Raw genomic sequence first — 14,918 nt, 5'->3', positions numbered from 1 at the left:
ACAATGCTCAATAATCCCGAAATGTTTTATGGATTCGTCTCGAATTCCGGGATTTATGACCAACTCATCCCCCAGCCTGCGCCTGTTTGAACTGCTGGAAATCATGTGCGCCCATGGCCGCCCGTTCAGCCTGGCGGACGCCATCGAGGCCACAGGCTGGCCCAAACCCAGCGTGCACCGAATGCTGGGCCAGCTCGAAAACGGTGGCCTGCTGGCGCGCGAGCCCGATGGGCGCCGCTACACCCCCGCACCCCGCCTGCTGCGCCTGGCCGAAAGCACGCTCAGCGCGGGCACCCAGCATGGCGTGCGCCATGCGGTGCTGCGCCAGCTGGTGGCCGATATTGGCGAGAGCTGCAACCTCACGGCGCTCAGCGGCGCCGAGGTGATCTACCTGGACCGCGTGGAGTCGGCCTTTCCGCTGCGCATGGAGCTGCGGCCCGGCACGCGCGTGCCCATCCACTGCTCGGCCAGCGGCAAGCTGTTTCTGGCCCACCTGTCAGCCGCGCGCCGGGCGGCGATCCTGAACGGACTGCCGCTGACCCGCCACACGGCCACCACTTTGACCGACCGCACCGCCCTGGAGGCCGAGCTGGAGCAGATCCTGCGGCAGGGTTACGCCACAGATGCCGAAGAGTTTGTGGACGGTCTCGTTTGTGTGGCTGTGCCTGTGCTGGGTAGCGGGCGGCGGCAGGTACGCTGCGCCGTGGCACTGCAAGCACCGGCGGCACGCATGCCGCTGGCGCAGGCGCTACAGCAGGTGACCCGCCTGGGCGAAGCCGCCCAGGCGCTGGGCCGTACCTGGACATGACATCTCTTTAACGGACACCATGAACCTGAACTACCTGGATTTTGACTACAGCGAAGACGCGGACGGCGTAGGTACGTTTGACGCCATGGCGAGCGTGCAGCCCGCGCAGATTCCCGCATTGCAGACCGAGATCAGCGCCGTGCTCGTCTGGGCGCACCAGCATTGGCCCGATGCCTGCGGCCCGTCGGAAGATGGGGGCATATGGCACTACGACCTGCAAGGCGTGCAGGAGATCAGCACACCGCTGGTGCTGACGTTTGATGACAATGCCGGGCAACTGCGTGCGGCGCCAGGCAACCCCGCCCCACCCCGGACCACGATCACATTGACAATCAGCGGAAATGCTGACTTTTGCGGTGCGTTGCGCGACGCCTTCGCGATCGAATAGCCTCCATAGCCCCAATTACCAGCAAAAGCCCCACGTTGCGAACAGGTTAGCGCGTCGGCAAGCGGCAATCTCTCGGGCATCGCTACAGTTGCGACTCCTCAGTTCAACTCAAGACCGGAGAGTTTCATGCTGTCACGCCGCCACTTCCTGGGTGCAAGCCTGGCCACCACCGTTTACGCAGCGGGCTCGTTTGTCCCCGTGTGGGCCCAGAACGCGCCCAACTTCGGAACCCCCACCTTGCCCAGCCCCGGCTTTCGCCGCATGAAGGTGGGCGATGTGGAGGTGATTGCGCTGAACGATGGCATCACGCGCCGCCCGCTGGGAGAGGAATTTGTGAAGAACGCGCCGCTGACCGAGGTGCGTGCGCTGCTGGCATCGCAAGGACTGCCCACCGACTACATCGACGTGCCCTACACACCCTTTCTGGTGGTGGCAGGCGCGCGCAAGATCCTCATCGACACCGGCTTGGGCGAGTTTGGTGGCGCCACCACCGGCAAGCTGCTCGACAGCCTGCGCGCGGCGGGCATGCAGGCAGCCGACATCGACACCGTGCTGATCAGCCACTACCACGGCGACCACATCAACGGCATCCGCAACAAGGCCGGTGAGTTGGTTTTCCCCAAGGCCAAGGTGATGGTGCCCGCCGCCGAACACGCGTTCTGGATGGACGACGCCCGCATGGCCGCTGCGCCCGCTGGCATGAAGGGTGCATTCGATAACGTGCGCCGCACCTTTGCCACCATGCCCGCAGACACGCTGGTGCAGTTTGCGGCCGATGCGGAAGTGGCGCCGGGCATCAAGTCTGTGGCGGCCTATGGCCACACGCCGGGCCATACGCTGTTCGAGCTGACCTCGTCGGGCCAGAAGTTCTTCTACGTGGCAGACCTGACCAACGTGCCTGCACTGTTCGCACGCAATCCCGACTGGGCTGTGACCTTTGACATGGACGCCGAGGCTGCGCGCAAGGTGCGGCGCGATGTGTTCCAGCGCATCACCGCCAGCAATGCCATGCTGGGCGGCTTCCACTTCCCGTTCCCTGCGTTTGGCCGCATGGCGGTTTCTGGCAATGGCTATGCCTTCCAGCCTGCCGCCTGAGCCCCGCATTGCCCGCCGTGCGGTGCTGGGTGCCGGGCTGGCCTTGGCCAGCCTGCGCGGCTGGGCGGCGCAAGACGCGGATGCCGAAGCCTTGTTGCGCAAGGGCGGGGTGGTGGCCGCCTTCCGCCACGCGCTGGCCCCCGGCACGTTCGACCCCCCAGGATTCCGCCTGGGTGACTGCAGCACCCAGCGCAATCTGAGCGAAGAAGGCCGCGCACAGGCACGCAGCTTGGGCGCGTGGTTTCAGCAACGGCAACTCCAACCTGGCAAGGTTTTATCAAGCCCCTGGTGCCGCTGCGTGGACAGTGCCACCCTCGCCTTTGGTACGCCGCAGGTCTGGGCGGCACTCGGGTCGCCCCGGGGTAGCCCGGAGACCACCGGCGCGGCCCACCTGCGTGAACTGCGTACAGCGCTGGCCACAGCGTCGTCCCAGCCCGGTCGTTTCGAAGTGTGGTTCACCCACATGTTTGTGCTGTCCGACCTGGCAAATACCAACACCAGCTCGGGCGAAGGACTGATTCTCCGGGCAGATCGCAGTGGCAACGTCGAGGTCGTGGCGCGTCTTTCCATACCCGCCTGACGGGGTGACCTGGCGGCTTCCCGCGAATGGGTAGCGGGCGGGCATGGCGGCGGGTCGTTCGCCTACATCGGGCGCGGGGGAAAGGACTATCCTCAAGCCACGCTGCTGTGCCGGATGCCCCGGAACGCGGTGCACGAAGGACATGCCCATGGCAAACACCCAAAGCCCTCCCCCGCAGTCAAATACCCGCAACGCTGCCACCTGGCCTGCCCCCTACCCCGCCCAGCAAGTCGGCACAGTCCCTGCAGACCAGCCAAGCCATGACCGCGTACGCATGGAGCTGCAGATTGATCTGAGCTACGAGGTGGACCAGCATGGTGCCGATTTTGTCTTCAACATCCACGCGGCGCAGACACCCAACCAGTCGGTAAGCGCAGAGCGCCTGGTCATCAACCAGCCCATTGCCCACCACATTCATACCGACCCAGCCACTGGAAACCGCTATCTGCGGCTGCATGGTGAGCCCGGCACGCTGGAGCTGTCGTATTCAGCCACGGTCGATATCAACCACTACCGCATCGACCCCTCCCAATTGGCAGAAGTACCGGTGCGGCGCCTGCCGCAAGAGGTAATGGGCTACATCTACCCCAGCCGGTATTGCCAGTCCGACCGGCTGCTGCGCCTGGCGACGAACGAGTTTGGTGCGCTGTGGCAAGGGCACAGCCGCGTGCAGGCGATCTGCGACTGGGTGCAGCGGCACGTGGCGTTCACCTCCAACACTTCCAACTCCAACACCTCTGCGGTGGACACGCTGGTGGAGCAGGTGGGCGTGTGCCGTGACTTCGCCCACCTCATGATTGCCTTGTGCCGCGCCATCAACATCCCGGCCCGCTTCACCACCGGAACCGACTACGGCGCTGACCCGGCCCTGGGCCCCCCCGACTTTCATGCCTATGTCGAGGTGTACCTGGGCGACCGCTGGTACATCTTTGACCCGTCTGGCACGGCGATCCCCATGGGCCTGCTGCGGTTTGGTGTGGGGAGGGATGCGGCCGATGTGGCCTTTGCCACCATCTTCGGTGGCGTGTGGGCCAAGCCCCCCGTGATCCGTACGATGGCCATTCAGGATGCCGCGCGGGGTTTTGAGTTGCCCCGCCATTGCACACAAGCGCTGTCCACCGACCACGGCGCAGGTGTGGCGGCGGGTGTGGCCGCAGGTTTTGTGGCGGCCTGAGCACCCACAAAACACCTGCCAAACACCTTTGAAAGCCCGGCAACCCGGCTGTGGCCTAAAATCTCTCCTTTTTCCACCAACTCAGAGACCTACCATGGGCAACAAGATCGTCACCGAAGCAGACCGCAAGCGCACCCCCCGCCCTACGCCCGTGCCCGGCTACACCCTGGCCACTCCCGGCCGTGGCCAGCGCGTGAGCCTGGAACGCGGTGTGGCAACCCGCAGCAAGAAGAACCCTGGCAAGCGCTCCAAGAAGGGCGGCTGATCGCCAGATCGCCACGGGCCGACTGCGGTTGGTTCCTTGCAAGAAAGCCCTCGCCAGAGGGCTTTTTGCTTTCTGGGGCTTTCACACCACCCGGCCGGTGGCGCCTTGCTCCGGCAACCTGTGCCAATATTCACCCATGATCACCGTCCACCACCTCGAAACCTCGCGCTCGCAGCGCGTTCTCTGGCTGCTCGAAGAACTGGGTGTTCCCTACGAGCTGAAAATCTACCAGCGCGACAAGGCCACCAAGCTGGCCCCGCCCGAACTCAAGAAGATCCACCCGCTGGGCAAATCACCGGTGATCACCGACGGCAAAGAGGTCATCGCCGAGTCGGGCGCGATCATCGAATACCTGGTGGAAACCTACGGAGCCCAGGCGGGCGGCGACCTGGCCCACCTGCAACCGGCGCCGCGCACGCCAGAGTACCGCCAGTGCCGCTTCTGGATGCACTACGCCGAAGGCTCGCTCATGAACTGGCTGGTGATGAAGCTGGTGTTCATGACCATCCCCACCCAGCCCATGCCGTTCTTCGTCAAGCCCATCGCCAAGGCACTGTGCGGCACGGTGCAGGAGAAATTGATCGACCCCAATGTGAACACCGCACTCGACTTCATGGAGCAGCACCTGGGCACGCACCGCTGGTTTGCGGGCGAGCACCTCACCATGGCCGATTTTCAGATGAGCTTTGCGGTGGAGGCCGCCCTCTCACGCGCCAGCAAGGCCGGTGCGTGCACCAACCTTCTGGCCTACAAGCAGCGCATGGAGGCCCGCCCCGCGTACCAGCGCGGCATTGCCAAGGGTGGCCCGGTGGTGATGTCCGCCTGAACATCGTCGGGATCACAGAGATGCCTGACCGCGTCGCTACCTACTCGGTGCTTTTTGTGTGCATGGGCAACATCTGCCGCAGCCCCACGGCCCACGGCGTGTTCCGGCACAAGGTGGTTCACAGTGGTTTGGCCAGCCAGGTGCGTGTGGACTCGGCAGGCACCCACAACTACCACCCCGGCAAGGCACCGGACGAGCGGACGCAACGCCACGCAGCGCAACGGGGCTACGACCTGTCGGATCTGCGCGCTCGGCAGATGCTGGCCAACGACTTTGAACGCCACGATCTGGTTCTGGCGATGGACTGGGACAACCTGGCCCTTGCGCAAGACCTTTGCCCACCCGAACACGCCCGCAAGTTGCGCCGTATGACAGAGTTCTGCCAACGGTTCGACAGCCCCGTGGTGCCCGATCCGTACTACGGCGGGGCCGCTGGTTTTGAGGAGGTGCTGGACCTGGTGGAAGACGCCTGTGATGGCCTGCTGCACCATGTGCGGCAGCAGTTGCAGCGGCGGTCCAGGCCGCTTTAGCACTACGCGGCGCGCACCCCACACACCAGCGTACCGGGGTCGTTGTGCGCCAGCTCCCGGTCATTCTTGGCCTGGGCCACTTCCATGTCGCGCGGCAGGGTGACACCGTTTTTGACGGCCAAAATTTCGGCCATCACGCTCACCGCAATCTCGGGTGGTGTCTTGCTGCCGATGTAGATGCCGATCGGCCCGCGCAGGCGCGCCAGGCTCTCCTCGGTCTGGTCGAAGTGTTCGATCATGCGGGCACGGCGCGCCTCGTTGTTGCGGCGCGAGCCGATGCCACCCACATAGAACGCATCCGTGTTCAGCGCCTCCAGCAGCGCCAAGTCATCGAGCTTGGGGTCGTGCGTGAGGGCCACCACACAACTGCGCCGGTCGGGCTTGAAGGCCAGCACCACATCGTCGGGCATGTCACTCACTACCGTGGCAGCGGGCACGTTCCAGCTGCCCCGGTATTCCTCGCGCGGGTCGCACACCGTTACCGCAAACCCGTTGAACAGCGCCATGGTGGCCAGGTATTCCGCCAGCTGGCCTGCGCCGATCAGCAGCATGCGGTATTCGGGGCCAAAGGTGTTGGTAAGCCGCTCAGCATCCACCACCAGCTCGGTGGGCGCTGCCGCAGGCGTCAACGTGACCGCGCCGTCGACCAAGCGCACGCTGCGCTGCATCAGGCGCCCAGCCTCCAGCGCGGTGATCAGTGTTGCCAGGCTGTCCGGGGCAGGGTCGTACTCCAGCAGCAGCTCCAGCGTTCCGCCACAGGGCAAGCCGAAGCGGTGCGCCTCGTCGGCGGTGACGCCGTATTTCACAAACGTCGGCGGGCCGCTGGGAATACGGTGATCCTTGTCTACGACCGCATTCGCCGTGGGCGCGCCCTGCGCGTAGGCCCGCGTATGACGGTCAATCAGATCGTCCTCAATGCACCCGCCCGACACAGACCCCACCACCGAACCGTCTTCGCACAACGCCATGATGGAGCCCACCGGCCGGGGTGAAGAGCCCCACGTGCGCACCACCGTCGCCAGCAACGCCCGCCGCCCGGCGGCCCGCCAGCCCTGCAGCGTGCGCAACACCATCACATCCAGGTTTTCCATCGTTCCGTCACCAATTCATTTCTACCGCTTATTCAGATATTCCCATCTACGCCCGCTGCGTCTGAAACCGCGCGGCGCCCAGGCCAGCGCCACCGTGGATCCGGCTTTGCCGGTCCACCGGAGGCGTCCCCCTCAGGGGGAAGACGCGAAGCGGCTCAGGAGGAGTCAATTGATTGCCCAGGCTATCAGCACCAGCGCCGCCGCGCCCACCACCCACACCCAAACCGGAATGCCGCTGGGGGGAATATCCTCCCCCGCCGACGCCGCCAGTGCCCCAGGCTCGGTGGGCGCTTCGGAGGATGCCGCACCATCGTCTGCCGGCGCGCGCGGATGGCGGCTTTGCATTTCGTTGTCAAAGCGCTTGAAAAAATCCTCTGCCATGCTCTTGGCCGCGCCGTCGATGAGCCGCTGTCCCAGCTGAGCGATCTTGCCGCCCACCGTGGCATGCACGGTGTAGTGCAGCTCGCAGCTTTCCTGCCCAGCGGCATCCGCGGGCAAAGGCACCAGTTTGACCTGCGCATTGCCCTTGCCAAAACCCGCCACACCACCCGATCCGTCGAAGGCTATGGTGTAGCTCTCCGGCGGCACGATGTCCGACAGCGTGATCTTGCCCGCAAACTTGGCCGACACGGGGCCGATCTTGAGCGCCATGGCGACCGCATATTGGTTGTCACCGGTCGCCTCGACCTTGTCGCAGCCGGGGATGCACAGCTTGAGCACCTCAGGATCGTTGAGCGCTTCCCAGGCCTGCTGCTGGCTCACGGCGAGGGTGCGGCTGGCTTGCATTTCCATGGTGGGTTCCTTGTGTTGTCTGGTGTTGTCTGGTTATCTCTGAAATCGGTCACTGCCGCAGCACGGCCGCCAGGCTGGCCGCCAGATCCTGCAAGCGGCTCAGGTTGTGCACGGCCACCATGCCGTGGGCCTGGCGGTGCAGTTCGGAGGCGCCGCGTGCCGTGGGTGCATAGCCTTCAAAACGCAGCAAGGGGTTGAGCCACAGCAGGCGTCCGCAATGGCGGCGCAGCCAGCCCAGTTCCTGCGCCAGCACCTCGGGCGTGCCGGTGTCCAGCCCGTCGCTGATCAGCAGCACGAGGGTGCGCCGCCCCACCAGCCGCCGGGCATGCTGCAAACGCAGCTGGGCCAGGCTGTCGCCCATGCGGGTGCCCCCCGCAAAATCATTGATGGAATGGCTGGCCACCTGCAGCATCGCGTCGGTGTCGGCCAGGCGAAAGGCGGGCGTGAGGTCGGTCAGCCCGGTGCCAAACGCAAACACGTCGCGGCGCACGGCATCGCCGGTGTGGCGCGGTGCCGTGGCGGCATGCAAAAACGCCAGCAGCAGCCGCGCGTAGCGCTCCATGGAGCCCGACACATCCACCAGCACCAGCAGCGGCAGCGGTTGCTGGCGCCGCTGCAGCAGCGGGATGCGCAGCACCTCGCCCCCGTTGCGGGCCGCGTGGTGCATGGCGCCGGGCCAGTGCGGGCGGCTGCCGCGCCCACCGGGGCGGGTGCGGCGGGCGGCGTAGCGCGGCAGGGGCAAGGGCACCTCACGCGCCAGGCGCTCCACCAGCAGGTATTCGCTGGCCGAGAGCTGGTTGAAGTCGGCCTGCCGCAGGCGCTGCAGGTCACTGGCCGTCATGGCGGCGTCGAAATCGATCTTCTCGTCCTCGCGCGGCGGGGGGGCGTTGCGGGCCGCACGCACGGGGGCGAGCGCCTCGCTCACGCGCGGGCGGCGTTTGGCGGGCTCGGCCTTGGACTCAGCGCTGGGCAGCATCTGCGCCAGCAGCTTCTGCGCCACGTTGGGATTGCGAAAGTACGCGTCGAACAACTCGCGGAAGATCAAACGGTCCTGCTCACGGCTGACCAGCACGGCCTCCAGTGCGGCGCTGAAATCCTCGCGCCGCAGGCCCACCAGCATCACCGCCTGCTGGGCCAGCGCCATGCGGGCGGCGTCCACGCGCACACCAGCGCGGCGGAGGGTGCGGCCAAAACCGCTGAGGTTGTCGGCGAGCTTGCCCGTGCGGGCATCGCCCAGCTGGGAAATCGTTTTGACCTCTGCCACGGTTGAGCCCTCAGGCATCGGCCTCAGCGGGTTGCAGCAACTGCGCCGCCATGTCGCGCGTGAGCGCAGCCACGTCCTCGCGCTGCTTGAACAAGATGCCCGCGGTGTCGGACACCACTTCGGGGTCCACCACGATGGTGTCGAGCGCGACCAGCGCCTTGGCCCACTCCACGCTCTCGGCTATGCCCGGCGCGCGCTGAAAAGCGTTGGCAAACGGCTGGCTGCGCAGGCGGCCCACAAAATCCGCCACCTGGGTGGCCAAAGCCGCGCTGGCGTCCGGCACCTGCGCACGCACGATGGCCAGTTCGCGCTCGCGCTCGGGGTAGTCCAGCCAGTGGTACAAGCAGCGGCGTTTGACGGCGTCGTGCAGATCCCGCGTGCGGTTGCTGGTGAGGATGGTGACGGGCGTGGCCGTGGCGCGCACGGTGCCGATCTCGGGAATGCTCACCTGGTACTCGCCCAGGTACTCGAGCAAAAACGCCTCAAAGGGCTCGTCGGCACGGTCCACTTCGTCGATCAGCAGCACGGCGCCGGGTTCTGGCGCCTGCAGCGCCTGCAGCAAAGGGCGTCGGATGAGGTAGCGGTCCTGGTAGACCTCGCGCTCCACCTGCGCCATGTCGGCGCTGCCTTTGCCTTCCGCTGCGCGCATGTGCAAGAGCTGGGCCGCGTAGTTCCATTCATACAGCGCCTCGCGCTGCTCCAGGCCGTCGTAGCACTGCAGGCGGATCAGGCTGCGTTCCAGCACCTTGGCAAGCGCCTGGGCCAGCGCCGTCTTTCCCACGCCGGGCTCGCCCTCCAGCAGCAGCGGGCGCTGCAGCTTGAGCGCCAGGAACACGGCCGTGGCCAGCCGCCGGTCGGCAAAATAGCCCACGCCCTGCAAGGCCGACACCAGGGCGTCGATGGAGGACAGCGCAGGCGCGGTCATGGGCACGGGCACGGGCACGGGAGGGGAAGCGTTCATTACTATAGTTTCTATAGCTAATAGCGCTTGATAGAAAAGCGCCAGAGGCCAATTTCCTTCAAACACCCGCCCCTGGATGCAGTATGCCGGGCGCGGGTGCTATCCCCCATCAGCCCAGGATTTGCGCTACTGCTCTTTGGGTCTGCACGCTGATAAGGTTGGCGCGATAGGCCGCACTGGCGTGGATGTCAGCGTTGAGATCGCTTGCATCGATCTTCACCGCCGCCGCCGATGCTGGCGTAAAGCTCTGGTTCAGCGCTGCCTCCAGCCCCGCATGCCGGAACACGCTGCTGGCCGCGCCCGTGATGGCCACGCGCACACCGCCGTCGGTCTGCGCCACAAACACACCCACCAGCGAGAAGCGCGATGCAGCCTGCTTGAACTTGAGGTACGCAGCGCGCTTGGGGATGGGGAAGCGGATGGCGGTGATGATCTCGCCCTCTTCCAGCGCCGTGGTGTACATGCCCACAAAAAAGTCGTCGGCCGCAATCTCGCGCTGGTTGGTGATCACGGTGGCGCCCAGGCCCAGCACGGCGCTCGGGTAACAGGCCGCTGGGTCGTTGTTGGCCACCGAACCACCCAGCGTGCCGCGTGCGCGCACCTGCCGGTCGCCGATGTGCGCGGCCAAGTCGGCCAGCGCGGGGATGGCGGCCTTGACATCGGCGCTGTTGGCCACGTCCATGTGGCGCGTCATGGCGCCGATGACCAGCGCGTTGCCCTCGCGGCGGATGCCCGCCAGCTCGGGGATGTTGTTGAGGTCAACGATCTTCTCGGGGTTGGCCAGGCGCAGCCGCATCGACGGCAGCAGGCTTTGGCCACCGGCCAGCAGCTTGCCGCCCTGGGCGATGAGCTGTGCAGCGGCGGCGGTGGAGGAGGGATTTTCAAAGGTGAATGCGTACATGCTGGTTCTCCTCAGGCTTTGGCACTCTGAATCGCTTCCCACACACGGTGTGGCGATGCGGGCATGTCGAACTCTTTAACCCCCAGCGGGCGCAGTGCATCCAGCACCGCATTGATCACCGCCGGTGGCGAGCCAATCGCCCCCGCCTCGCCGCAGCCTTTGGTACCCAGCGGGTTGTGCGTGCAGGGGGTACACACATGGCCCAGCTTGAACTCGGGGAAGTCATCAGCGCGCGGCATGGCGTAGTCCATGAAGCTGCCGGTCAGCAGCTGACCCGTCTCGCGGTCGTACACGCAGTTTTCCATCAGCGCCTGGCCGATGCCCTGCACCAGGCCTCCGTGCACCTGGCCCTCCACGATCATGGGGTTGATGATGGTGCCGAAGTCGTCCACGGCCGTGAACTTGTCTACGCGGGTGCTGCCTGTGGCCGGGTCCACCTCCACTTCGCAGATGTAGGTGCCTGCAGGGAAGGTGAAGTTGGTCGGGTCGTAGAACGCGGTTTCGTTGAGGCCCGGTTCGAGCTTGTCGAGCGGGTAGTTGTGCGGCACATAGGCCGTAAGTGCCACCTGCCCGAACGGGATCTTCTTGTCCGTGCCGCGCACGGTGAACTCCCCGCCGCTGAAGTCGATGTCGGCGTCGCTGGCCTCCATCAAGTGCGCGGCGATTTTCTTGGCCTTGGCCTCGATCTTGTCCAGCGCCTTCATGATGGCCGCGCCGCCCACGCTGATGGAGCGAGAGCCATACGTGCCCATGCCAAACGGCACGCGCCCCGTGTCGCCGTGCACGATGTCCACGTTTTCCACCGGGATGCCCAGGCGCGCGGCCACCACCTGCGCAAAGGTGGTCTCGTGCCCCTGGCCGTGGCTGTGCGAGCCGGTGAACACCGTCACGCTGCCCGTGGGGTGCACGCGCACTTCGCCGCATTCAAACAGACCTGCGCGCGCGCCCAGGGCGCCCGCGATGTTGGACGGCGCAATCCCACACGCTTCGATGTAGCTGCTGTAGCCGATGCCACGCTTCAAGCCCTTGGCCTCGCTGGCCGCCTTGCGCGCCGCAAAGCCCGCCACGTCGGCCAGTTCCTGCGCTTGCGTCATACAGGCGTGGTAATCGCCCACGTCGTACTGCAGTGCCACGGGCGTCTGGTAGGGCCAGCTGGTGATGAAGTTACGTTTGCGGATTTCGTCCTGGCCCAGGCCCATCTCCCAGCCACAGCGCGACACCAGCCGTTCCAGCAGGTAGGTGGCCTCGGGCCGGCCCGCGCCCCGGTAGGCATCGACCGGTGCGGTGTTGGTGAACCAGGCATCCACCTCCACATAGATCTGCGGCGTTGTGTACTGGCCTGCCAGCAAGGTGGCATACAGGATGGTGGGCACGGCGCTGGCAAAGGTGCTGAGGTAGGCGCCCATGTTGGCGTCGGTGTGCACGCGCATGGCCAGGAATTTGCCGTCTTTGTCCATCGCCATTTCGGCATGGCTCACATGGTCGCGGCCATGCGCGTCCGACACAAAAGACTCACTGCGATCGGCCACCCACTTGATGTTGCGGTTGAGCTTCTTGGCCGCCCAGGTCAGGCACACGTCCTCGGCATACAAGAAGATCTTGGAGCCAAAGCCGCCCCCCACATCGGGCGCAATCACGCGCACCTTGTGCTCGGGCAGGCCCATCACAAAGGCGGTCATCAGCAGCCGCTCGACGTGCGGATTCTGGTTGCTGACGTACAGCGTGTATTCGTCGTTGGCGCGGCTGTACGAGCCAATGGCGGCGCGGGGCTCCATCGCGTTGGGGATGAGGCGGTTGTTGACCAGATCCAGCTTCGTCACGTGCGCGGCGTTGGCAAATGCGGCGTCCACCGCGCCCTTGTCACCAATGGCCCATTTGTAGCAATGGTTGTCCGGCGCGGCGTCATGCAGCCCTGCGCCCGCCACGGTGCCTGCTGCGGCATCGGCCACACTGACCACAGCGGGCAACACGTCGTAATCCACCTCCACCAGCTCGGCCGCATCACGCGCCTGCTGCTGCGTCAGCGCCACGACGATGGCCACATGGTCGCCCACATAGCGCACCTTGCCCTGCGCCAGGATGGGGTGCGGCGGCTCCTTCATGGGCCGACCGTCGGTGCTGGTGATGAGCCAGCCACAAGGCAGGCCGTTGATGTTGTCGGCCGCCACGTCGGCACCGGTGAACACGCCCAGCACGCCGGGCGCGGCCTTGGCCGCTTCCACATTGATGCTGTTGATCTTGGCGTGTGCGTGCGGCGAGCGCACAAACACCGCATGGCTTTGCGCCGCCAGCACCACGTCGTCGGTGTACTGGCCCGCGCCGGTCAGGAAGCGGTAGTCTTCCTTGCGCTTGAGCGATTCGCCGATGTGCGGCAGCTTGGAAAAGTCGGATGCACCCATGGTTCTTCTCCTTTGTGTTTACGCTGAAGCCATGGCCTTTTGGCCAACCTGCACTGCGCGCACGATGTTCTGGTAGCCCGTGCAGCGGCAGATGTTCCCTTCGAGCAGCTCGCGGATCTCGCCTTCGCTGGCGTTGGGGTGGTTCTTGCACAGGTCCACCGCACTCATCACCATGCCCGGGGTGCAGAAGCCGCACTGAAGGCCATGGCACTCCTTGAACGCGGCCTGCATGGGGTGCATGGTGCCGTCGGGGGTGGCCATGCCTTCGATGGTGGTCACCTCGGCCCCCTGGGCCTGCACCGCCAGCATGGCGCAGGATTTGACGGCCCTGCCGTTCACATGCACCGTACACGCCCCGCACTGGCTGGTGTCACAACCCACATGGGTGCCAGTGAGCAGCAGGTGCTCTCGCAGCGCATGGACAAGCAGGGTATTGGGGGGGACGTCAACACTGGCAGCGCGCCCGTTGACCGTGAACTGGACTTGCATCTGGCTGTCTCCTGAATAGGTTTTGGCTGGACTGACCTCGCGCATCTTCTGCCGCGCCCCACCACCCATCCCTAGGGACAACCCTAGATTTCCGGCAGCCCCGGCCGGATATTCTCAAAATGAAACATGTTGCAGCGCACACCAGCGCATCATGCGCAGCTCAAGGATTCGGTTCACCATGCTGTCCTCCGCGCCCACCTCCCCCGCCCACCGCCACGCACTGATTGCACAGGCGCGCCAAAGCTTGCTGGCGGATGGCGCAGCGCCCCTGCGGGCCGAGGTGGAGCCATGGATTGCACGGTCGTGGCAACGCTGCCTGGCCCAGGGGCTCAACCCCACCCACCGTGTGGCATTTGACGCCGTCAGCGCCACGGCGTTGCGCCGTAGCCAGGAGCAAAACCACCACCTGCTGCGCGCGGCACGGCCCGTGCTGCAACAGCTCACCCGCGCGATTGCGGGCATGCACTACTTCGCCATGCTGACGGACGCACGCGGCATCGTGGTGGACGTGCAAGGCCATTGCGACCCGGGCGACCCGCGCGCCAGCGCCATTGGCCGCGTGGGCATCGACCTGTCGGAAGCGGCAGTGGGCACCACAGCCATCGGCGCTGCGCTGGCCGAACTACAGCCGGTGTGGCTGCACCGGGGCGAACACTTCTTTGATGACAACGCCAGCTACAGCTGTGCAGGCGCACCGCTGTTCGACCCGCAGGGCCAGTGTGTGGGCATGCTGGACCTGACCGGCGTGGATGTGCCCGAGCGGCCCGAGCTGCGCCACCTGGTGGCCCGATCGGCCCGCGCCATGGAAGACGCCTTGCTGCTGCAATTGCCCCATGCCCTGCTGCTGCGCGTGAACTGGCCCGGCGGCCCGCTGGGCAGCGAGGGCGACGGCCTGCTGGCACTGGACGGCGATGGATTTGTGGTGGGCTGCAATAGCATGGCCCGCCAACTGGTGCCCCAGCCACTGCGCACCCCGGGTGCGCCCACCCACGCCAGCGACCTGCTGGCCATGCCGTGGGCCATGTTGTTCGATGCTGCGCGGCGGCACCCGGCGCAGCCGATCGATTTGCCCCTGTGGTCGGGCCTGCGCCTGCAGGCGCTAGCGCAACGGCCAGAAAACGCCCGTGGCGCCAGCCAGCCTGTTGCCACCCTGTCCCAGGCGCTGGCGGGCGCCTCGCCCACGGCCGCACCGCTGCGCGAGGCTGAAACCGCCCTGATTCGCCAAGCCGTGCAAGACGCCCGTGGCAATGTGGCAGAAGCGGCCCGGGTGCTCGGCATCAGCCGCGCCACGGTGTACCGCAAACTGGGCCATCCCAAGGGGCTGTGATCGGCGGCTGCGGCACCTGCCAACAAGG

The 14,918-nt window shown here is 65.9% G+C and carries 16 protein-coding genes; 9 read left to right on the top strand and 7 right to left on the bottom strand.

Features of this window, described 5'->3' with window-relative positions:
- Positions 1-55: 55 nt before the first annotated feature.
- The 8 genes from KW832_RS05300 to KW832_RS05265 all read left to right on the top strand — a co-directional run bounded on the left by KW832_RS05300 (position 56) and on the right by KW832_RS05265 (position 5,666).
- Positions 56-808, top strand: a complete 753-nt coding sequence (locus KW832_RS05300; protein WP_218299140.1) for an IclR family transcriptional regulator — start codon at positions 56-58, stop codon at positions 806-808.
- Positions 809-827: 19 nt separating this feature from the next.
- The gene (locus KW832_RS05295) at positions 828-1,196 is read left to right on the top strand and encodes a hypothetical protein (protein ID WP_218299139.1); all 369 of its coding nucleotides are present in this window, start codon (positions 828-830) and stop codon (positions 1,194-1,196) included.
- A 126-nt stretch (positions 1,197-1,322) separates the two neighbouring features.
- Positions 1,323-2,291: an MBL fold metallo-hydrolase gene (locus tag KW832_RS05290; protein ID WP_121419351.1), complete on the top strand. Its 969-nt coding sequence runs from the start codon at positions 1,323-1,325 to the stop codon at positions 2,289-2,291.
- Entirely contained in the window at positions 2,269-2,871 is a 603-nt protein-coding gene (locus KW832_RS05285; protein WP_218299726.1) for a histidine phosphatase family protein, read from the top strand. Before KW832_RS05290 ends, KW832_RS05285 begins: the two co-directional genes overlap by 23 nt.
- A gap of 274 nt (positions 2,872-3,145) precedes the next feature.
- Positions 3,146-4,045 carry a transglutaminase family protein gene (locus KW832_RS05280; RefSeq protein ID WP_121507164.1) on the top strand — a complete coding sequence of 300 codons (900 nt, stop codon included), beginning with the start codon at positions 3,146-3,148 and terminating at the stop codon, positions 4,043-4,045.
- A 94-nt stretch (positions 4,046-4,139) separates the two neighbouring features.
- On the top strand, positions 4,140-4,310 hold the full coding sequence (locus KW832_RS05275; RefSeq protein WP_162995995.1) for a hypothetical protein: 171 nt from the start codon (positions 4,140-4,142) through the stop codon (positions 4,308-4,310).
- A gap of 136 nt (positions 4,311-4,446) precedes the next feature.
- On the top strand, positions 4,447-5,136 hold the full coding sequence (locus KW832_RS05270; RefSeq protein WP_218299138.1) for a glutathione S-transferase family protein: 690 nt from the start codon (positions 4,447-4,449) through the stop codon (positions 5,134-5,136).
- A 20-nt stretch (positions 5,137-5,156) separates the two neighbouring features.
- Complete coding sequence (locus KW832_RS05265; protein ID WP_121507166.1) at positions 5,157-5,666, top strand: low molecular weight protein-tyrosine-phosphatase; 510 nt, start codon at positions 5,157-5,159, stop codon at positions 5,664-5,666.
- A 2-nt stretch (positions 5,667-5,668) separates the two neighbouring features.
- Here the strand turns inward: KW832_RS05265 and KW832_RS05260 are convergent, their stop codons facing one another.
- The 7 genes from KW832_RS05260 to KW832_RS05230 all read right to left on the bottom strand — a co-directional run bounded on the left by KW832_RS05260 (position 5,669) and on the right by KW832_RS05230 (position 13,563).
- Complete coding sequence (locus tag KW832_RS05260; protein ID WP_218299137.1) at positions 5,669-6,757, bottom strand: XdhC family protein; 1,089 nt, start codon at positions 6,755-6,757, stop codon at positions 5,669-5,671.
- 165 nt (positions 6,758-6,922) lie between these two features.
- Positions 6,923-7,549: a CoxG family protein gene (locus tag KW832_RS05255; protein WP_218299136.1), complete on the bottom strand. Its 627-nt coding sequence runs from the start codon at positions 7,547-7,549 to the stop codon at positions 6,923-6,925.
- Positions 7,550-7,598: 49 nt separating this feature from the next.
- A complete protein-coding gene (locus KW832_RS05250; protein ID WP_218299135.1) occupies positions 7,599-8,831 on the bottom strand; it encodes a VWA domain-containing protein in 1,233 nt (410 codons plus the stop codon).
- The gene (locus KW832_RS05245) at positions 8,824-9,738 is read right to left on the bottom strand and encodes a MoxR family ATPase (RefSeq protein WP_121507169.1); all 915 of its coding nucleotides are present in this window, start codon (positions 9,736-9,738) and stop codon (positions 8,824-8,826) included. Before KW832_RS05245 ends, KW832_RS05250 begins: the two co-directional genes overlap by 8 nt.
- 145 nt (positions 9,739-9,883) lie before the next feature.
- Positions 9,884-10,675: a xanthine dehydrogenase family protein subunit M gene (locus KW832_RS05240; protein WP_218299134.1), complete on the bottom strand. Its 792-nt coding sequence runs from the start codon at positions 10,673-10,675 to the stop codon at positions 9,884-9,886.
- Positions 10,676-10,686: 11 nt separating this feature from the next.
- The gene (locus KW832_RS05235; RefSeq protein ID WP_218299133.1) at positions 10,687-13,074 is read right to left on the bottom strand and encodes a xanthine dehydrogenase family protein molybdopterin-binding subunit; all 2,388 of its coding nucleotides are present in this window, start codon (positions 13,072-13,074) and stop codon (positions 10,687-10,689) included.
- Between the two features lie 18 nt (positions 13,075-13,092).
- Complete coding sequence (locus tag KW832_RS05230; protein WP_055396291.1) at positions 13,093-13,563, bottom strand: (2Fe-2S)-binding protein; 471 nt, start codon at positions 13,561-13,563, stop codon at positions 13,093-13,095.
- A gap of 178 nt (positions 13,564-13,741) precedes the next feature.
- Between KW832_RS05230 and KW832_RS05225 the strand changes: the two genes are divergently transcribed.
- The gene (locus KW832_RS05225) at positions 13,742-14,890 is read left to right on the top strand and encodes a helix-turn-helix domain-containing protein (protein WP_218299132.1); all 1,149 of its coding nucleotides are present in this window, start codon (positions 13,742-13,744) and stop codon (positions 14,888-14,890) included.
- Positions 14,891-14,918 lie beyond the last annotated feature (28 nt).

Origin of the sequence: Acidovorax sp. sif0632 (assembly GCF_019218805.1) — a bacterium.
Lineage (GTDB): Bacteria > Pseudomonadota > Gammaproteobacteria > Burkholderiales > Burkholderiaceae_C > Acidovorax > Acidovorax facilis.
The sequence above is the reverse complement of the archived record's forward strand: the minus strand, read 5'-3'. Positions and strand labels throughout refer to the sequence as shown.